Genomic DNA, 18,620 nt, shown 5'->3' with positions numbered 1-18,620 from the left:
ATCTGTGTATGTATATCTGAAGAAACTCTTTGCAATGATTCTGACAGTGCTTCTGGTTTCGCTCATAGCTTTTGTGGCTTTCGAGGTGATCCCCGGGAATCCTGCACTGTCGAGACTCGGCGTAGACGCTGAAGAATCGCAATTCGAAGCTCTTTCAGCCGAATTGGGACTAAACGATCCTCTCGGCGAGAGACTTTCGAGGTGGTTTAAGGGTCTTTTGACGGGAGACCTCGGCACTTCTATGAGATACTCAGTCCCAGTGTCTGATCTGATTCTAGACAGGATACCGGTAACTCTTTCGCTGGCGCTTATGGCCATGATGTTCATTACTCTAGTGGGAATTCCTCTTGGAATAGTCAGTGCAAAATATGGTCACAGACTTCCCGACATTTTGATTTCTATGATCTCACAAATTGGAATGGCCATTCCTTCTTTCTGGAGCGGGATAATCTTGATGTACATATTTGGAATCGTTCTCCGTTGGGTTTCGCCTGGAGGATACGTCCCGTGGAGCGAGGATGCCGTAGGAGCTTTCAAGTCTTTACTGCTCCCCGCCATCGCAATAGCCCTTCCGTCAATTGCCTCGATTATCAGGTATACGAGAAATTCCGTAATGGATCAGATGAAGAGCGACTATGTGCAGCTGGCCCTGTCAAAGGGTTTGAACATAAACTCAGTGTTGTACAAGCATGTGCTGAAGAACTCTCTAATTCCGATCGTTACAGTCCTCGGTATGATAGCGGCAAACATTCTTGGAGGCTCGATAGTGATCGAACAGGTTTTCACGCTCCCAGGTCTTGGAAGACTGTTGATCAATGCGATCTCAACCCGTGACCTACCTCTCGTCCAGGGGATGGTACTGTACATTGCGTTTATAATTGTGATTATCAACTTCCTGATCGACATTGTCTATACCGTAATCGACCCTCGAATCAGATTGGGCGCATGAGGATAGTATGGACAAGAGAAGCATAAATCTCAGAATTGGAATTGTATTGATATCTCTTTTGTTCTCAATGATGATTGTGAGTTTGTTTTACACTCCGTTTTCAGTAACGGAAATCAACAGGGAAGAGCGTTTTTCACCTCCGTCAGTCCGCCATCTTCTGGGTACAGACAATTTCGGAAGAGATGTGCTTAGCAGGATCATGAAAGCTTCTCAAACTGCCTTTTTTGTAGGATTGGTTGCCGTTTCTATCGGAACTCTCTTTGGAGTAACGATCGGTGCCGTGTCTGGTTACTTCGGAGGAATTGTCGATGAGATAATTATGAGATTCATCGATGCAATGATGGCCTTCCCCAGCATTCTCCTTGCATTGATGTTTGTTTCAGTCTTTGGGGTAGGTTTGAGAAACACGATCGTCGCAATAGGTATCATGTCGATTCCTTCGTTTGCCAGGATCACAAGGAGTGGCTTCGTTCAGTATAAAGAGCTGGATTACGTAAGAAGTGCAAAGGTAAGAGGAGTTTCAAACCTCCGTATTATGTTAAGACACATTTTGCCTAATGTACTTTCCCCAATTGTTGTGGCAGCATCTATGGGTTTTTCAAATGCAGTTCTGGCCGAAGCGGCGCTCAGTTATCTTGGACTTGGAATCCAGCCACCCAATCCCAGCTGGGGAAGAATGCTGAGTGAGTCTCAGGTCTTCATAACCGTCAGCCCCTGGTACGCGATAGCACCCGGAATCTTTATTACCCTACTTGTGCTGGGCTTCAATTTTCTCGGAGATGGGATTCGGGACATGAGAGAGAAGAGAAAATAGGTGAGAACATATGCGAACTGAAATAGAGCCTCTGTTAGATATCAAAGATCTCAAAATCGCCTTCGATTCTACAGAAGGGATGCTCTACGCAGTGAAGGGCATATCTCTGGAGGTGCTGGAGAAGGAGATAATCGGGATCGTTGGAGAATCTGGATGCGGAAAGACAGTGACAGCTCTTTCGATAATGAGGTTGCTTCCAGGCAATTCGCACGTGACAGGAAGTCTCTTCTTCTCAGGAACCGATCTGCTCTCTCTAAATGAGGAGAAAATCAGGCGAATACGTGGCAAAGATATCTCGATGATCTTTCAGGAGACACTTTCATCGCTCAATCCTCTACTGAAGGTCGGGTGGCAAATTGAGGAGAACCTTAAGATGCACACTTCTCTTGACAAGGAAGAGCGATTCTCAAGGGTTCTTGAGATCATCAAAGGTGTCGGTCTTCCTGATCCAGAAAGGACATATGGCAAGTACCCTCACGAACTGTCGGGCGGTATGAGGCAGAGAATAGCTATAGCCATAGCCATAGTCTGCAATCCAAAACTGATAATCGCAGATGAGCCGACTACTTCTTTGGACGTAACAATACAGGCACAGATACTGGAGCTGTTAAGAGAGATAAATCGTGAGAGAAACTCCTCAATGATTTTTATTTCGCATAATCTAGGAGTAGTTCGGGAGATCTGCTCGATGGTTTACGTTATGTATGCCGGGCACATCGTTGAGAAAGCACCTGTCGATAAGCTCTTCACAGATCCGGCCCACCCCTACACAATGGGCCTCATAAAAGCCATGCCTAAGAGAGACTCAAAAGGCAAAGAGCTCTTCGACATTCGAGGCCGGGTGCCGTCAATAGCAGACATGATTTACGGTTGCCCATTTGAGCCAAGATGTGACTACGCTGTCGAAAAATGTAAGAAAGAGTTCCCCGGCTTCAAAAAGATGGACAATGATCACGAAGCGAGATGCTTCCTTGCTGGAGAGATTTGATGAAGAGAGGTATTCTGGAGATTCATAACCTTAAAAAACATTACATACTGAGAAGAACCCGATTGCTGAAGAAGCCGGGGATGATCAAGGCACTGAACGGAGTTTCCTTAAGTATTTCTGAAGGAGAATCTTTCGGACTTGTAGGTGAGTCCGGCTGTGGAAAATCAACAGCCGCCTATACAATCGTGGGGCTTCTAAAACCGACGGAGGGGAGGATCCTCTTCAAAGGCGACGACGTTACTTCGCTGAAGAGAGATCAAAAACGTGAATTCAGAAAGAAGGTTCAGCTAATCTTTCAAGACACTTCAGGATCCTTGAATCCAAAAGGAACAGTCGAGTGGATACTGAGAGAACCTTTGAGAGCGATGGGAATGCAAAAGAGAGAGATCAAAGAGCTGATTTTGGAGAGCATGAACCTTGTGGGACTTGACAAGGATCTGTTGGGAAGATTCCCTCACGAGCTTTCTGGAGGTCAAAAGCAGCGCGTAGGAATCATGAATGCGTTAATTCTTAATCCAGAAGTCGTAATAGCCGATGAGCCGGTTTCTTCGCTCGATGTCTCTATCCAGGCACAGATGCTTAACCTTATGAACGATCTTCAGGAGAGGCTTTCTCTGACCTATCTCTTCATTTCCCATGATTTAAACGTTGTTCATTACTTCTGCGACAGAATAGCCGTCATGTATCTTGGCGAAATCGTTGAGCTCTCCGAATCTGAAGAACTCTACAGATCACCGCTTCACCCATATACTCAGTCCCTCCTTTCGGCGATTCCCGGTGAAACCGATCATAAGCTCGAAAGAATAATACTTGAAGGTGATGCTCCCAGTCCCTTGAACCCACCAACTGGATGCTTCTTTCACCCCAGATGTTTCAGGAGAATGGCGATTTGTTCGAGTGTGAAGCCGCAAATGACCGAGGTAACGAAAGATCATTTTGTAAGCTGTCACCTTTACTGAGCGTTCCACTCTCCTAATACTGTAACCCGAGGCGGTTTTTGACCGACATTGCCTTAAGGAGCGCGAATCAATTCTTTCATCCGATCTTCTTGAGTAAATACATACTGAACACATAAAGACAGCTTGCCATCACAGCCAGTGAGACAAAAGCAACTCCAAACGAGATTGTGTCAGCGATTCTTCCGAAAATTGGGAAGAAAATTATCATTACTAAGCTATACATCATACTTGCAAAGGATATTATCGTTGCCCTGCTCCTGGATGGAATCAGCTTATTTATGTAGTCGTTACCTGCTACGAACAGCATGGCTTCAATCATAGTTACAACCATGAAGAAAGGTAACTTGTTCGAGCAAAGAGCCACACCCCACATGGATGCGACAGAAACAAGAGGCAGTATGATCAGGACTTTCTTCTCCTTCAGCAGATGAGATAACCTCTGAACCTTCATGGCCACTAAACCGGCAAGAAACGACCCGGCTGCGAGGTATATGCCAATCTGAAACTCCGTGCGGCCAAGTCCTTTCCAGTAGTTTTGAATGTAAAAGAATATGCAGGCGCTGAATGCCAATATAGTCTGAACAAAAAAGATAAGAAATGCAACCTTTTTATCTCTAGCGATTATTGAGAAGCTATCAACAATCTGCTTCAAGAAGCCCCGGAAGGTCTTTGAGTTACGGCTCACCGATTCGAGGATTGGTGGTTCTGTAAACGAAAGAGAATAGACCGCCGAAAATGTGATGATCCCAGCGGAAACCCAAAATGCATAGTGATAGTTGTACGTTCCCAGGAACCCGCCGATTAGAAGCGCCGTAACTGAAGACACTTGAAATATAGCCTCCTGCCTCCCAAGAACCGATATGAAATTGTCTTCTTTTTTCAGATATTTGAGAGAGTCATAAACAAGAGCCTCTCCAGAACCAGATTCCAGGTTATACGAAAGTGCAGCGAGTACCATGAATAGTGCGAAATGAAGGAAGTTCCTAGAGCCGATCAATACTAGAATGCTTACAAGAGATAGACACCTCCCCATGGTTCTGCTGAGCTTTCTTCCGAACAAGTCTGCTACAGACCCTGTAGGGACCTCCATCGTCAAAGAGGTCACGTGGAATATTCCTTCAAGGAAACCGATCTGCGTCAAGCTCATTCCCTTGGAGGCCATGTAGATCATCCAGAGACCGCTAGACAGTCTCATGTTCATAAGAAAAGAGAATAGGTAATTCTTCTTTATGTTGCTTTTCATGCGCTCAACCATATTATTCATAACGATTTCTCCCAAAAGAAAGAGGCCGTGACACCCGTCACGGCCTCTTGATTTACAGTAAAAATTCAGAGCAATCCAGGCTCGACGAGATAGCATTCACCCACGGAATCCAAAAATCCGCCCAAAATAGCTCTTCTGTAAGCCTGAATAACTTCTAGCATGTGGGTTCGCTCCTTCTCCTGGATTGAGTTAGGAATATTATATATCAAATAGGCTCATAAAAAAGTTTCCAATGCGGATGAGGCATTTCTCGTTATTCTCTGGGTTCTCCAGCTGCTAGAATATCCCCATCGGTGCCGAGCTCTCAATCTTCCTCCTCAGAATTATGAAGGAAGGTTTTTGTGCTTCTCCTGAAGTTCGACTCATCGTAGGAGTCCGCAAGAATCTCTTTTGTACAATCAAAGGAGTCGATATCAATCTCCTCTGAATACTCGAAGCTTTTAAGCATACCTTCTTCAATGGTGAGAATCTTTTCCCCGTGTTCTGCAATGAACTGCCTGTCGTGACTAATGAAGAAAAACCCTCCTGCGAAGTCGTTGAGAAGTCTGTCAAGTACTTCTAGAGATTCAATATCCAAATGATTGGTTGGCTCGTCCATAAAGATGAACTCAACCTTTGAAAGAAGAGATTTCAGTAAGGCAAGCCTCATCAACTCTCCGTAGCTCATCTTTTTAATCTCCGAGAAGGCCTTCTCTCCCTTGAGACCGATATTGGCCAGGTGACTTCTGACGGCGGTCACTTCCAGTCCAAGGTCGGCGATTTCTTCATAGGGAGTTCCTCTTTCGAAGAGTTCTGCGACATTCTGTGGAATGTACATCCAGTTTACACTCTCGTTTCTGTACATTCTGCCACTCGATGGTTCCAGAATCCCTACCAGGCATTTCATCAGAGTTGTTTTCCCCGAACCATTCGGCCCTATGAGACCAACTCTATCGGAAGTATCCATGTTAACAGAGGCCTCCCTTATGACTTCATTTTCTTCGTAAGAGAACGAGAGGCCCTCCACCATGACCATTTTTCTGTTCGGAACTCCATATTTAGGAATCCTGACAGTAACAGGCTTCTCAACAAACGGTTTTTCGCACTCCAGTTCACCGATCAGTCTTTCGGTCCTTTTCTGTACAGCTAGCGCACGTCTGGCTAGTTTGGCCGCCATATGTCCTTCATGGCCTTTATCGCTTGCGAATCTCTTTGAAGCCTCTCTTGAATCTGACCAGCTCTTCCTCCTGGTCGCATCGAGTTCCAGTTGACGTATCTTCTTACTTATCTCTTCACTTTTCTTCTTCCTTGATAGGAAATCACTTTTCAGATGCGCCAGCATCTCAGAATAGCCACCTCGAACTCCTATTGCCTCTCCTCTTTTCAGATAGATCGTCTTGTGAGCGACTCTGTCGATGAATCTCCTGTCATGACTTACAACAATAACTCCAACACCCCTCTCGCTTAGTGAGGTTATGATCTCTTCAAGTCTTAAGGTCATTTCTATGTCGAGATGGTTTGTCGGCTCGTCCAGCAAGAAAAGATTCGAACCGGAGAGAACTCCCCTGACAAGGGAGAGAATTCTCTTCTGCCCATGGGAGAAATTCATGTACGGGAAATCCAGATTGTCAACATTGATGCCAAACTCATTTAGAGATGAAGAAATCTTTGCTTCGAACTCGAATCCCCCAACATTATGAAATTCATTTATGAGTTCCGCATAGGTCATAGGATCATTTACAGAGCTGCCCAATTTCTCGTAGATGTCGAAGAGCTCTTTTTTCGCCCCCAGTAGATACTCCTTCACTGTCCCATAAAAGTCTGCAATCTCCTGGTTAACAAGAAGCGGGTCGATACCTTGCTCAATAGTTATTTTTCCTTCCGAGGGAGTGATTTCACCTTTGATGGATTTCAGGAGAGTCGACTTGCCGGCACCGTTTGCCCCGGTGACAGCCAAAATCTCTCCTGCAGCAAGATCGAGACTGACTTTCTTAAGAACGTCTACGCTTCCAAAGGAAACTGAAAGATTGTGTATTTGAAGCAAATTGATCACCTCCAGTAAGGCTAGAAGCTCAAAGTTATTTGAATTGAACGGCTAAATAGGATTGAAGTCTTTCGATGTTTTTTGAGGAAGTATTCAGTTTTGTAGATTAAAGAAGTCTATTCTTCATTTCAGCACCTACTGGTTTGCGATCAGTAATTTATAACACATAGATCAAGGCCAAGTCAAACTCATTATCGAGTTGAGCATGATGCACTACCAACAAGTACTACGGTTTAGTTTGATTGTGAACCTGCACAGCGATGGAAAGCAAAAGCAAGTTCTAGTTAGATTATGATCTTCAGAATGTTTCTGCCGTCAACATAGGAGTATTCAGCTTTCTTGGAAAACCTCTTTATTAAGTAGATACCCATTCCACCTTGCTGCAGAAGCTCGATGTTCTCAAGATTTGGATCATCCACCTCAAGTGGATTGAACTCTCTTGAAGTGTCTTCGATTGTAATTACTACTTCATTTTCCCCGATAGCGAGACTGACTGATATGAGATCTTCTTCAGTAAGCTGGCCGTGCTTAACGATATTAGAGCAAGCCTCAATTACTATCAAGCCAGCTCTGAAACCGGTTTCATTGTCCATGCACCTTCTTACTATCTCCGAGACTTTAGCCGAGAAAGCATCGATTTTGCCCATTTCGGGTCTAACCTTGAAATTGTACTTCTTCTCACCCATCTCTCAACACGAATTCTTGATGACTTCTTCAAGGCTACAATCCTTTACAACAAAGAGCCTATCGAGCCTCAGAGTATTAAGCAGCTTCTTTATCTCATCAGACAAATTTATCAAGACGAGATCACTATCTTCAGCAGCAACTGTCTTGTAGATGCTTATCAAAGCGGCAATGCCCATAGAGTCAATGAATTCGATGTTGGTCCCATCGACGATCACTGACGAACAGCTTTTGAGATCGACTGTCTCTTGCCATTTTCTGAACCTCGCCGATGTCTCTCCTGTGATTCTCGCTCTTTCCAAGAGGGAAATTACTCCGATCTTATTCTCCATCATCTTCAATTCAAACATCTTACTCTCGCTCCTAGTTTTCATAGATTTCCGGACCATATGACGTTCTTACTAGAACTCTATGAGCAGCGCCGTAATATCATCTTCAGCCAACACACTTCCTTTGAAGCTATCAAATGAGGTCTTAAGACGCTCAGACGTTTCCTCAATGTCTATATTCGCACAACTCTCAAAGAGATCTCTTAGTCTGCTCTCACCATACATCTCACCTTTTTCGTTCAGCAACTCAATCAATCCGTCTGTATACAACAGAAGACGATCTCCCTTTAATAACGGCACTCTCGACACTTCTCCGCGAACCATGTTCATACCAATCAGGCTTTCTCTCCTATCATCAAGCAGTTCAACAGAGCCCTTTCTAAGAATCATCGGCGAGGGGTGCCCCGCATTTGCCAGAAGAGCAAAGCCTTCTAGATCAACAACTACGGCGATAATAGTAAAGAATAGATTGAACCTCTCAAACACGAAGTTCTTGTCGAGCTCTTTCATGAAGCTGCTCAGGTCGAAATCTATGTCGTTAATACCGGATCTGAAATCTTCAATGAACCGGTGCACCATAACCGATAGCATTGCAGCATTTACTCCATGTCCGGACATATCCGCCAAATAAACGAAGAAACGGTTTTCGTTCAACCTAAACACATCGAATATATCCCCGCCAACTCTGTAGGAAGGTTCGTAGATCCATCTGACAGCAAGTCCTTGTGGATCGCTTTTCGGTACAAGCGCGTTTTGTATCTTTCCCGCCGCAAGAACATCACTCTCAAGATTGTCTACAGCTATTCTCAGAGACTTTATCAACTCGTGTAACTTCAACTGAGTATTCACTCTAAGTAAAACCTCTTCGGGAAGAAAGGGTTTTGAGATGAAATCAACGGCCCCCGAACTGAGAGCAGTAAGTTTGCTCTGCCTGTCTGAAGAACCGGTAAGTACGATTACTGGAATAGACCGCAGCTCTTCACTAGACTTGAGCTCAGTCAGAATATCCAGTCCATTGTAGTCGGGCAGCATAAGATCCAGCAAAATCATATCAGGCTTGTCTCTTGACAGTGAAGACAACGCAGACTCACCATCGGGGCTTTCGATCACATCGTGTCTATCCCTGACAAGTATTGATTTTAGAAGCACTCTAACCGAACTGTCGTCATCCACCACCAATATCCTGCTCACCTCACCACTCCTATTCAAAATACCGCAGAGCTTCAGCAGGTTCTATTCTTGAGGCCGAATAACTGGGAATAATCGTAGACACAAGTGAAGCAAAATAGAATATCAGGGTCATGGCAGCAAGCTGATCCCACGGAATATACAGTTTCATGCCTTCCATCAATGGAGAAGCGTAGATCTCTATACTTGTAAGAGTGCCGGTTACAATTCCGAGAACAATACCAACAATCGCGATAAATGAACTTTCCAAGAGAAAGGAGGAGAACACCATCTTCTTCGTAAATCCAATTGCCTTAAGCATTCCGATTATTCGCTTTCTTTCGTGAAGAGCCTTGAACATAATGATCGCGATTCCTACGATCCCGACTAGCATCCCGAAGTAAAGGAAAGATCTGAGAATGTTGACTGTTCCTTGCAGCATAGAGGATGTTAAATTGATTATGTCGTCAACATAAAGGAGGAAGAGGCTCCTAGATTCGATCTTACTCTGCAGGATGTCAAAGTTCTCTTTCTTCTGATCCGGAGAAGTGCCTGCAAGGTTGAAAAGTAAGTATCTCTCTGCAGCACTTCCTGCTAACTCGCTAGGAACATTTCCTGCATAGATTAGGAGTCCATTGAGGAAGGAGATAGTATTTTCCGGAATTGTAGCGATTACTTCCAAATAAACAGGACTGGTGTCAATCGACTCTGACGAAACCCCTCTTCTCAACAACCCGCCAATACCTTGACCGGAATCTCCCTGATCGACTATCCCTCTGAGTTCCAGAGTATCTCCAGGAGCAACATCCGGCAAAACGCTATTAGACACTATTACAGTACCGGGATTACTACGCAAGTAATCCCAAAGCTCTTCACCGCTTGATATGTCTAGGTGCTCATCATAAAGAATATCGGTCAATCTGCTATTGTCTATGAAAAGGTCGTCAACTAGATATATCTGTTCAAGTCCAAAGCTATCCTCTTCTCTCACAGCTACGTTCAAACTCGCTACGGTCGAGATCTCTCTCACTTCAGGCTGTGACTGAAGTTCAGTGAAGGAGATGGTTCTCTCTCCTGTAAGCGAGAAGGCGCCAGCATCAAAACCAGTGAAAACCGCGTCCCTGCTTCTTATAAGCATTTGCTCCATCGAGTAAGGTATTACAGAGATAAGCGTAATCACGAAAATCACAACCGCAAACATGGCAATGGTAAGACCTGTCCTCATGCGATTCCTGGAAGAAAAGGCTATCGAAATCTTGAATACTGGTGCGGCAGCTCTCGCCTTTTGGAACAACTTATTAAGGAGAAACTCGAAAGTCTTTAGATTATAGACAATCAGGAAAAGACCGGCGAAAAGAATCGCAGCCCCTTTTGCAACCGTTAGATAGATGGAAGAACCGCTGGAAGCTATTAATGAAAAAGAGTTACTGACCATTGTAAACGCTATGACCGCAATGGAGAAGAGCGACTCGATTAACCTCTTGTTTCTCGCTGGAATAGCAATCGGTATTAGCAGACCTGTCAATACGACACCCGTAAAAAAGCCGTTTGCATTACCTATAGAGTAGGCGCTATATGCAACTACTATTGACAAGAGAACTCCAACTGAAGCTATGATATTCAATAAGAGTCTTTTGCGCTCGTCCAGTTCTTCGGGAATATTCCTTACGGCGGTAACTATATTTGTTCGTGAAATTTTCCTTCCCGTATATAGAATTATTACCAATGGAATGATCAATCCAAGGAGAAACCCATAAGCAATCGAATCGGTACGCACAAAAAAGGCAAACGAGCTCTGCATGGAATCAAATGCGATGTTCGCTCCTTCAATGGGAATAAGCGTTACGATATCTTCGGAAAGACTCACAAAACTTCCCAGAGTCAACCTTGCGATAGCCAAACCAGCGAGCACACCAATTGCTGAAGATATTATCGAGTAGAAGAATCCTTCATAGAAAATGGTTCTTGAGACCCTTTTTCTCGAATAGCCTATCGCTCTGAGAGTTCCAAGCTCGGTTCTTCTCTCTTGTGCTAGCATCAAATATATATTTGTCAGAAGAAGCGCTCCTGCGAATATTGCGAAAACGCTTAACATAAGGAATAGAAGACCGATATTGCCTTGATCAACCATCCTGATAGAATCCCTCTTTACCTCTCTAACAGCAAACTCTTCGCCGGCCACCTCTCTTATCGCTACCAAAACATCATCAGTAAGCCTCTCCCCCTTTAAGAAATCACCGCGATTGGATACAAGCAAAGCGTTGAAATAATCATCCACACCGATTTTCAAAACCTCTCTCGCAACTTCAACATCCATAAGCATAGTGAATGCGTTTGGCCGTTGATTCTCTATCTGATAATTAAAAACACCGTTACCTTCAACAATGTCAATAATTTTCACTTGTGGAAGAGGAATCCAGAAGAGCAACCTCTGTCCAGGATCCGCAAGGATTTCGATCTCGTCTCCAACCGACACGCTTAATGAATCAGCGAGCTCTCGGTTTATTATGACGCCGGGTACACCATCCGTTGGGGGAGGAATGGCTAGATCGATACCGGAAGCGTCGGGCCACTTTGACAAATGATCGAACAAGACTCCTATGATGGTGACCTGCATACTCTGACCGGTTTGACTTCTTGCGTTACCCGGGAGACCCACTGAAACAGTCCTGCTGAGAATGGGAAGAACACCGTCAACCTGTTCATTTCTGGACAGTGAATCGACAAGAGCTTCTATCTTGAAGTTTGGGATGAACTCTTTTGCGACGTTCTGATTATCTGAAGGAATGTAGACCAATTCATCTATCTCACCATGAGTTCTCTCAATCTGACTAAACAAAAACTTCTGAAAGGAATCGTTCATGGCCATGGAGCCCATTATCAGTGCCGTTCCTATCAATGATCCCATTATTACGAGGAAAGTATCGGACTTTCTTCTGTAGACGTTCCTGTAACCTATTTTGAAGATTATTGGATTCATTATCATGGAGACAATGGTTGCAATTACAGCAATCCCCGTAAAAAGACTCACTATCTGTATTAGCACTCTTCCACCTTCAATTCTCTATTCTCTTCAATCTTCAGAATGTGACCGCTGTCCATATGGAGAATCCTGTTGGAATAATCGGAGACTCTTTCATCGTGGGTTACAATAACGAAAGTCTGATTAAGAGTTTGGTTCAGCTCAGTTATAAGATTCATAAGGTCGCCGCTGGTTTTCGTGTCGAGGGCTCCGGTGGGTTCGTCGGCCCACACGATTGCAGGTTTATGAACAAGTGCTCTTGCAATGGAAACTCTCTGTCGCTCACCACCGCTTAGTCGAGAAGGCAGATAATACTCTCGCTCCTTGAGATTCACTTTTGCGAGAATCTCCATAGCGGCTTCTCGAGCCTTTTTTTGGTTGCTTCCCATTGTAAGCATGGCAAGCTCAACGTTCTCGACCGCATTCAGTACTGGTATAAGATTGTAGAACTGAAAAACAAATCCCATATTCATTGCCCTGAATCGAGTCTTTTCGTCGTCCTTCAAAGAATGAAGATCCACACCTCTAATCATGACTTTCCCTTCAGTCGGGGTATCAATTCCTGAAAGGCAGTTCAGAAGCGTACTCTTTCCACAACCAGATGGTCCGAGAATCGACAGTATCTCCCCCTCGTAGATATCGAAGGATACACCCTTCAAAGCCTCAACCGAAATCTCACCTGACCTATAAGTTTTACTAACGTTTCTAACTTCAACAAACGCCATTTCGAACCTCCTTTCAGTAAGCGAAAGATAGTTTCTACAAAGTAATATCGTCCACAGCTTTCCTTATCTCATTATTGAGCTTCTGTATTGTCTTCTCAAGACTTGAAAAGGCCTTTCTAGATAAAGCAACAATTATCCCTGAAGCACAGTAGGAGAATATACCGGCCGCAACTTCTGTCCTCCTCTGAACCAGTACCGATGAAAGCATTACTGCAAGAGGAAAAAGCGGTGCGGCATAGGCAGAGAATATGTACAGCTTTCTCTGTAGCTCTGATGGTTTTCTTAGCTTCTCTTCGAGAGAAAGCACAACTTCTTTAAGCTTCTTCAGATTCTCGGAATCGATTATCTTGCCTTTCGTACTTTCGTTAAAGGTATCGGTAAGAGTTAGTACACTGTGAACATCTTCTAGAAAGGCAGAGATCTTCTTGGAGCGACCACCCCCCGGTACTCCCATTATAATCAAGTAGTCGAAAACGATTACTAGCGGAAGAAAGAAAAAAATGGGCTGCGTATAAGTGCCCTCGGCGAAATTGAGTATAAAAAGAATTGCAGTAGCTACCAAATAGTAAACCGTCAACTTTTTCATCAATCCATTTCCGGCAGTTTCTCCACCATCACTGAGGACGCGGAGACCCTTACTTTACATTCGTCAATCTCCTCAACCCAGTCTATCGGTATGAGCTTTTTCGACTTGGAGCCAAAACTACCATATTCGCAAACTAAATGAGTTATCTTCCCTTCGTCATTCAGAACGAAGCTTCTTAACCTTCCAATCATCTTTTCCTCAGCACTAACTATATCACAACCTGGTTCGAGTGACTTAGTATCTTTGGGAACGTTTATCGAAGTATTGAGAGGCGGAAGAGGATAAAGCTCTGCATAATCACCTACCGGTCTGAGCCAGTATACCGGAGTAACCCCGCTTTCCAAGTTATCAATCTCCTCTCCGGTCACAAAGAATGTCTCCTCGTAATCCTGCAGAGTTTCAACATCCTTCGATTCAATTTTCAACCTAACCTCATCGGGAGCCGCAAAAAAGACAGTCGTTATCGGCACGAGCTTTGCCACTCTGTTGAAGATACCTTTCTCTATTACGACATGAGTGACTTCATTGTTCTTGGGATGAATAACAACCCGGATGACTTTTCCGAGATCTTTTCCATCGGAAGAAATGGCTTTTGCACCCCATCTAATTCTGTTTTCCATAGGTTCACCCCCTTAAAACAAGTTTATCACGTAGGGTATGCTCTACCACAAAGACAATTGGTTATATGACTGCAGAAAACTGGAACGAGTTGTAAAATATAGGAGCTGAATGGTCAAGGATAGAGAGAAATACTGATACTGGTCAAAGCACTTCGCTGAAGGAATAATCAAAACCGAGAGGAGGAAGTTCGTCTCTCCGATTTGGATATGATGGACAATGCGCTATATGAGCCCACTTAGGCTTTTCTGGATATTCGTCAAAGTTAGCACGTTCACCATAGGTGGTGGATACGCGATGATCCCCGTCATCAAAGAATTCATTGTTGATAAGTACAAGATTATGCAAAACGATGAATTTCTTGATGTTATTGTTACTGCCCAGACAGTACCCGGTGTAATTGCAATCAACACCGCGATGATACTGGGGAGCAGACTGTCCGGATTCTGGGGTGCATTTTTCGCGGTTCTTGGAGCTTCGTTAACTCCATTCATAATAATACTGGTTATCGCAAGCTTCTTCACTGATTTCGTTGATCTACCTGTTTTCAAGGGCTTCTTTGCAGGAGCAAGGGTCGGAGTTACCGTCATATTGGCCAATCTTTCTTTCCAGTTGCTGAGGAGAAGTCTCAAGAGATATATGATACTGGCGGTTATTACCGCGGGGACAATTGCAATTGTCCTTCTCAATTTATCTTCGATCTGGGTCCTGCTAGTCTGCTCTATGCTGATCTACTTCATAGACAAGCGGAGGACGCAATGATCCTAATAAACCTGTTCTGGGCCTTCTTCAAAATCGGTCTTCTTGCCTTCGGGGGTGGTTACGGTGCTCTCAGCCTCATTCAGGATCAAATAGTTAACATAAACAAATGGATTGAACTTGATGAATTTCTCACTCTTATTTCTATCTCTCAGATGACCCCGGGGCCGATAGCAATCAATTCTGCTACCTTCATTGGATATCAAATTGCCGGAATACCAGGATCGATATTCTCTACAGTTGGAGTAGTTCTTCCAAGTGTGTTCTGGATCTTCTTGATATTGAAAATCCTGAAATTTGTGTCTAAGTGGATCGATACAGTCGAAGTATTCAATGCACTACGTTTGGGCATAATCGCGCTGATTCTTTCGGCGACTTTCAGAATTGGGATTGAATCTATCAATAGTATTTTTGCACTCATTCTTGGCATTGCTGCTTTTTACATCCTCTATAAGTTTAAACCTTCAGTTATCTGGATTGTTCTCGGAACGGGTTTGATGGGAGTAATCATGAGCTTGTTCCTTCCCCTATAAACCTTATATTATTTGGCTTCTGAGCCACACATGTGCAATAGAGTCAAGAAAAACTTCATTCTTTTGATTGCAAACATCGAATTTTTCATTCGCATGAGTAATTTGATCAATTTCTTCCTGATCTAGCGACGACTCCACTTGAATAATTAAGAAGATTAAAATGAATATATTGATTAAAACTATATAATACTTCAGGCGTATGATTACACGATTAGATCTTGAGAATCTGCAATTATAACCATTTACAGACCGTCAATATCGATTATCATCTCTATGCTTTCTCTTGATAAGTTTTAGAAATCAGCTGAACGTGATCTACAATAGACTTGTAATCTTAAGTTGATGGAAAGTTTCTAGATCCATGGATCATCGAGTGACTTATTCTTTTCAACTGATTCTTGACGATGTGAGAACTAAGTATCTGAGAATTAAAGCAGTTAATGTACGCATTATTGCTCAAACACTTGACCGAGGGGGTGCATTGTATGTGGAAGATACCTGAAGAAGACGAGCATTAGCAACGGTGAATCGAGAAGGTAAAAAGGAAGTTGACTGATTTGGAGGTGTACTGGATGAAGAAGATTATTGCGATCATTCTATTGGGTTTAGTTGCTTTTGGAAGTATGGCTTTTGCAGGACCTGGACTCTGGAAGATCCCCGAGGACGAGATAACCGTTGACGGCGGACCGGGTCTGTGGAAGATTCCTGAAGGTCATTGATTTATCTACACTTAGCCTGTTTGGATTAAGGGAGGTAGTTTTAATGAAGAAGATTTTTGCAGTTTTGCTTATAGGACTTGTTGCTTTTGGTAGTGTTGCCTTTGCAGGACCTGGACTCTGGAAGATCCCCGAGGACGAGATAACCGTTGATGGTGGACCGGGTCTGTGGAAGATTCCTGAAGGTCATTGATTTATCTACACTTAGCCTGTTGGGATTAAGGGAGGTAGTTTTAATGAAGAAGATTTTTGCAGTTTTGCTTATAGGACTTGTTGCTTTTGGTAGTGTTGCCTTTGCAGGACCTGGACTCTGGAAGATCCCCGAGGACGAGATAACCGTTGATGGCGGACCGGGTCTGTGGAAGATTCCTGAAGGTCATTGATTTATCTACACTTAGCCTGTTGGGATTAAGGGAGGTTGTTTTAATGAAAAAGATTGTTGCGATCATTCTGTCCCCGAGGACGAGATAACCGTTGATGGTGGACCGGGTCTGTGGAAGATTCCTGAAGGTCATTGATTTATCTACACTTAGCCTGTTGGGATTAAGGGAGGTTGTTTTAATGAAGAAGATTGTTGCGATCATTCTGTTGGGTTTAGTTGCTTTTGGAAGTATGGCTTTTGCAGGACCTGGACTCTGGAAGATCCCCGAGGACGAGATAACCGTTGACGGCGGACCTGGACTCTGGAAGATTCCTGAAGGTCATTGATCTTATTAGAGTTGACATTATTCCGATTCATTTGAAAAGCTCGGAGATTATTGAACGCCACAATGCAGTTATTTCTTCTTCTTTAACACTTATTTCTTTGCGCTGAGAAAATTCTATGAATCTTGTGAGGAGACCTTTTGAGATCAATTGGTCGCCTTTTTCTTCTAGGTACTTCAGCGCTCTTGCTTTCGTTATGGCCTTTCTGTACGGCCTGTCGGTTGTCAGCGCGTCGAAGACATCGGCCACCGCAACTATTTGAACAAGCATGTGGATTTCGTTTCCCTTCAGGCCGTCGGGATAACCGTTTCCATCTATTCTCTCGTGATGGTGCCTAACAATGTCTCTTACTGCCTTCGGAAAATTCAGGTCTCTCAAGTAACGTTCGCCATATACCGGGTGTCTTTTTATTTCCGTAAACTCTTCTTCGGTTAAAGACGACGGCTTATTCAGCGTATCGAAAGGAATGTCCACCTTTCCATAATCGTGCAACATCGCGCCAATTGAAAGATTGAAAAGATCTATCTTCTCTAGGTCAAGTTCCTTTCCGAACTCATAGCAAATTTTTAGGACTCGAAGCGTATGGAGAGCAGTATAGTCGTCCTTAAGCCTTAACTCTCTGATAAGCTGACCGAAAACTGAGGAGATGCTCTCGAAAAGATTGTTCACAAAGTCCTTCAGATGAGGCGATGTTGTACTGTAGAGAGTAAGAGACTCGAATGCGCCAACAGAGTTTTCAAGAGCCCTAAAGTGCTCTCCTTTAACCTGCATTATTGACGCTTCAAGAATCAGCGTTTCTCCCTTGATGTAACTGGTCAAAGACTCATCCGGAAGAGACTTGAGTTGATTGAGATAATTCTCCGCTCTGGAAACGTTACCGCTCTTCACGTAGAAGTGTCCAAGAAAAATATATGATACTGCAATGTCTGTCCATTCGATATGAGAATTTATGAGCGATTCAAGTTGTTCGGCAATAACTGCCGCTCTGCTGAGGTCATTCATTTGAAGAAGAATCTTCAAGTTAATCATTAGTTTGTATCCTTTTATTGAAACCACATCGCATCCTTGGACCAGGTCAAGAAGCTCTATTGCCTCAGCAAATCTGTTCTTCGAGTAGAGATAGTCGATCATGTTCAGCTGAACCATTTGCATTCTTGCCGGTGATTCGGCCACTTCTTTTGCTCTCTCATAGAATTTCCATGGATTGTCACCGGTCTGGAGCTGAGTCGAGACCAGGCCAAGATCATTGTAGTATTCAAAGCGCTTCTGGGTCGGTACATACTCCTCCAGTTTCACGAGTTCGGCGAAAAGCGAGAGTGTTTCGTCTCCAAAGCCCATTTCAAATGAAGTCATCATATGGAGCATTTTGAGGTTGATTTCCTGTTCCTTTCCACATTCCTTTGCAATTAGATCCACTGCAAGCTTAGAAACAAGGTAAGCAATCTTGTCCTCTGAATTCCTGGCTAAAAAATACGCTAGAAAGTATATTCCTTCTGCCAGAAGCTCACTTTCCACATCGGAGAAGTCAAATACACCCGTCTCGTCGAATGTTTGAGAGTATGCAAAATCAAGAGCTACCAATATTCCGAGATCTTCTCTCGAGAGATCCTCTTCATCAAGAATAGCCCTCAGCTCAGACCTAAAACTCTCGGGATCATCATAATTGAATCTTAAGGCCAGACCGCAAACTCTAGAATTCTTCAAATCCAACTCCTCTTCCCCTCGATATTTTATCATGCGACCGCCTTTCTGGTAAAATCTCTTGAGTAAATTTAATTA

General features: G+C 43.7%; 20 protein-coding genes. 10 read left to right on the top strand and 10 right to left on the bottom strand.

What is annotated here, in order from left to right:
• Window positions 1–4 precede the first annotated feature (4 nt).
• Genes RJ60_RS11035 through RJ60_RS11020 form a run of 4 tightly spaced genes read left to right on the top strand, consistent with a single transcriptional unit; the run spans window position 5 to window position 3,710 of the window.
• Window positions 5–949, top strand: a complete 945-nt coding sequence (locus RJ60_RS11035) for an ABC transporter permease (RefSeq protein WP_099830384.1) — start codon at window positions 5–7, stop codon at window positions 947–949.
• A gap of 7 nt (window positions 950–956) precedes the next feature.
• Window positions 957–1,763 (top strand): ABC transporter permease, encoded by an 807-nt coding sequence (locus RJ60_RS11030; protein WP_099830383.1) that lies wholly within the window; start codon window positions 957–959, stop codon window positions 1,761–1,763.
• Between the two features lie 10 nt (window positions 1,764–1,773).
• Window positions 1,774–2,751, top strand: a complete 978-nt coding sequence (locus tag RJ60_RS11025; RefSeq protein ID WP_099830382.1) for an ABC transporter ATP-binding protein — start codon at window positions 1,774–1,776, stop codon at window positions 2,749–2,751.
• Window positions 2,751–3,710 carry an ABC transporter ATP-binding protein gene (locus RJ60_RS11020; protein ID WP_099830381.1) on the top strand — a complete coding sequence of 320 codons (960 nt, stop codon included), beginning with the start codon at window positions 2,751–2,753 and terminating at the stop codon, window positions 3,708–3,710. Before RJ60_RS11025 ends, RJ60_RS11020 begins: the two co-directional genes overlap by 1 nt.
• Before the next feature lie 76 nt (window positions 3,711–3,786).
• Here the strand turns inward: RJ60_RS11020 and RJ60_RS11015 are convergent, their stop codons facing one another.
• From RJ60_RS11015 to RJ60_RS10975, 9 genes are all read right to left on the bottom strand, one after another.
• On the bottom strand, window positions 3,787–4,974 hold the full coding sequence (locus RJ60_RS11015; protein ID WP_099830380.1) for an MFS transporter: 1,188 nt from the start codon (window positions 4,972–4,974) through the stop codon (window positions 3,787–3,789).
• 304 nt (window positions 4,975–5,278) lie between these two features.
• Window positions 5,279–7,006, bottom strand: a complete 1,728-nt coding sequence (locus tag RJ60_RS11010; protein WP_243392381.1) for an ABC-F family ATP-binding cassette domain-containing protein — start codon at window positions 7,004–7,006, stop codon at window positions 5,279–5,281.
• Between the two features lie 275 nt (window positions 7,007–7,281).
• Window positions 7,282–7,683, bottom strand: coding sequence for an ATP-binding protein (locus RJ60_RS11005; RefSeq protein ID WP_099830378.1), 402 nt, complete (start codon window positions 7,681–7,683; stop codon window positions 7,282–7,284).
• 3 nt (window positions 7,684–7,686) lie between these two features.
• Window positions 7,687–8,031, bottom strand: a complete 345-nt coding sequence (locus tag RJ60_RS11000) for an STAS domain-containing protein (RefSeq protein WP_099830377.1) — start codon at window positions 8,029–8,031, stop codon at window positions 7,687–7,689.
• A gap of 51 nt (window positions 8,032–8,082) precedes the next feature.
• Window positions 8,083–9,201 (bottom strand): PP2C family protein-serine/threonine phosphatase, encoded by a 1,119-nt coding sequence (locus RJ60_RS10995; protein ID WP_099830376.1) that lies wholly within the window; start codon window positions 9,199–9,201, stop codon window positions 8,083–8,085.
• Between the two features lie 10 nt (window positions 9,202–9,211).
• On the bottom strand, window positions 9,212–12,223 hold the full coding sequence (locus tag RJ60_RS10990) for an FtsX-like permease family protein (protein WP_099830375.1): 3,012 nt from the start codon (window positions 12,221–12,223) through the stop codon (window positions 9,212–9,214).
• The gene (locus RJ60_RS10985; protein ID WP_099830374.1) at window positions 12,217–12,924 is read right to left on the bottom strand and encodes an ABC transporter ATP-binding protein; all 708 of its coding nucleotides are present in this window, start codon (window positions 12,922–12,924) and stop codon (window positions 12,217–12,219) included. The genes RJ60_RS10990 and RJ60_RS10985 overlap by 7 nt, the downstream gene beginning before the upstream one ends.
• A gap of 34 nt (window positions 12,925–12,958) precedes the next feature.
• Window positions 12,959–13,510 (bottom strand): hypothetical protein, encoded by a 552-nt coding sequence (locus tag RJ60_RS10980; protein ID WP_099830373.1) that lies wholly within the window; start codon window positions 13,508–13,510, stop codon window positions 12,959–12,961.
• Entirely contained in the window at window positions 13,510–14,130 is a 621-nt protein-coding gene (locus tag RJ60_RS10975; RefSeq protein ID WP_099830372.1) for a PRC-barrel domain-containing protein, read from the bottom strand. The genes RJ60_RS10980 and RJ60_RS10975 overlap by 1 nt, the downstream gene beginning before the upstream one ends.
• Before the next feature lie 217 nt (window positions 14,131–14,347).
• Between RJ60_RS10975 and RJ60_RS10970 the strand changes: the two genes are divergently transcribed.
• From RJ60_RS10970 to RJ60_RS15585, 6 genes are all read left to right on the top strand, one after another.
• Complete coding sequence (locus RJ60_RS10970) at window positions 14,348–14,890, top strand: chromate transporter (RefSeq protein ID WP_243392380.1); 543 nt, start codon at window positions 14,348–14,350, stop codon at window positions 14,888–14,890.
• On the top strand, window positions 14,887–15,420 hold the full coding sequence (locus RJ60_RS10965) for a chromate transporter (RefSeq protein WP_099830371.1): 534 nt from the start codon (window positions 14,887–14,889) through the stop codon (window positions 15,418–15,420). The genes RJ60_RS10970 and RJ60_RS10965 overlap by 4 nt, the downstream gene beginning before the upstream one ends.
• Window positions 15,421–15,992: 572 nt before the next feature.
• Window positions 15,993–16,139, top strand: coding sequence for a hypothetical protein (locus RJ60_RS15600; RefSeq protein WP_180977902.1), 147 nt, complete (start codon window positions 15,993–15,995; stop codon window positions 16,137–16,139).
• Between the two features lie 43 nt (window positions 16,140–16,182).
• Window positions 16,183–16,329 carry a hypothetical protein gene (locus RJ60_RS15595; protein WP_180979936.1) on the top strand — a complete coding sequence of 49 codons (147 nt, stop codon included), beginning with the start codon at window positions 16,183–16,185 and terminating at the stop codon, window positions 16,327–16,329.
• Window positions 16,330–16,372: 43 nt separating this feature from the next.
• Window positions 16,373–16,519: a hypothetical protein gene (locus RJ60_RS15590; RefSeq protein ID WP_180979936.1), complete on the top strand. Its 147-nt coding sequence runs from the start codon at window positions 16,373–16,375 to the stop codon at window positions 16,517–16,519.
• A 178-nt stretch (window positions 16,520–16,697) separates the two neighbouring features.
• Window positions 16,698–16,844: a hypothetical protein gene (locus RJ60_RS15585; RefSeq protein WP_165775390.1), complete on the top strand. Its 147-nt coding sequence runs from the start codon at window positions 16,698–16,700 to the stop codon at window positions 16,842–16,844.
• Between the two features lie 27 nt (window positions 16,845–16,871).
• On the opposite strand, the gene RJ60_RS10960 is transcribed toward RJ60_RS15585, so the two are convergent.
• The gene (locus RJ60_RS10960; RefSeq protein WP_243392327.1) at window positions 16,872–18,545 is read right to left on the bottom strand and encodes an HD-GYP domain-containing protein; all 1,674 of its coding nucleotides are present in this window, start codon (window positions 18,543–18,545) and stop codon (window positions 16,872–16,874) included.
• Window positions 18,546–18,620: the final 75 nt, after the last annotated feature.

The organism is Mesotoga sp. B105.6.4 (assembly GCF_002896535.1).
GTDB lineage: Bacteria > Thermotogota > Thermotogae > Petrotogales > Kosmotogaceae > Mesotoga.
This window is presented reverse-complemented; position numbering and strand designations above follow the sequence as displayed.

Excerpts from the sequence above, each read along its gene's own strand:
- RJ60_RS11030 (WP_099830383.1), top strand. The coding sequence starts at position 957 with ATGGACAAGAGAAGCATAAATCTCAGAATTGGAATTGTATTGATATCT.
- RJ60_RS15600 (WP_180977902.1), top strand. The coding sequence starts at position 15,993 with ATGAAGAAGATTATTGCGATCATTCTATTGGGTTTAGTTGCTTTTGGA.
- RJ60_RS10975 (WP_099830372.1), bottom strand. The coding sequence starts at position 14,130 with ATGGAAAACAGAATTAGATGGGGTGCAAAAGCCATTTCTTCCGATGGA.
- RJ60_RS10985 (WP_099830374.1), bottom strand. The coding sequence starts at position 12,924 with ATGGCGTTTGTTGAAGTTAGAAACGTTAGTAAAACTTATAGGTCAGGT.
- RJ60_RS15590 (WP_180979936.1), top strand. The coding sequence starts at position 16,373 with ATGAAGAAGATTTTTGCAGTTTTGCTTATAGGACTTGTTGCTTTTGGT.
- RJ60_RS15595 (WP_180979936.1), top strand. The coding sequence starts at position 16,183 with ATGAAGAAGATTTTTGCAGTTTTGCTTATAGGACTTGTTGCTTTTGGT.
- RJ60_RS11025 (WP_099830382.1), top strand. The coding sequence starts at position 1,774 with ATGCGAACTGAAATAGAGCCTCTGTTAGATATCAAAGATCTCAAAATC.
- RJ60_RS11015 (WP_099830380.1), bottom strand. The coding sequence starts at position 4,974 with ATGAATAATATGGTTGAGCGCATGAAAAGCAACATAAAGAAGAATTAC.
- RJ60_RS11000 (WP_099830377.1), bottom strand. The coding sequence starts at position 8,031 with ATGTTTGAATTGAAGATGATGGAGAATAAGATCGGAGTAATTTCCCTC.
- RJ60_RS15585 (WP_165775390.1), top strand. The coding sequence starts at position 16,698 with ATGAAGAAGATTGTTGCGATCATTCTGTTGGGTTTAGTTGCTTTTGGA.
- RJ60_RS10970 (WP_243392380.1), top strand. The coding sequence starts at position 14,348 with ATGCGCTATATGAGCCCACTTAGGCTTTTCTGGATATTCGTCAAAGTT.
- RJ60_RS10965 (WP_099830371.1), top strand. The coding sequence starts at position 14,887 with ATGATCCTAATAAACCTGTTCTGGGCCTTCTTCAAAATCGGTCTTCTT.
- RJ60_RS11020 (WP_099830381.1), top strand. The coding sequence starts at position 2,751 with ATGAAGAGAGGTATTCTGGAGATTCATAACCTTAAAAAACATTACATA.
- RJ60_RS10980 (WP_099830373.1), bottom strand. The coding sequence starts at position 13,510 with ATGAAAAAGTTGACGGTTTACTATTTGGTAGCTACTGCAATTCTTTTT.
- RJ60_RS11005 (WP_099830378.1), bottom strand. The coding sequence starts at position 7,683 with ATGGGTGAGAAGAAGTACAATTTCAAGGTTAGACCCGAAATGGGCAAA.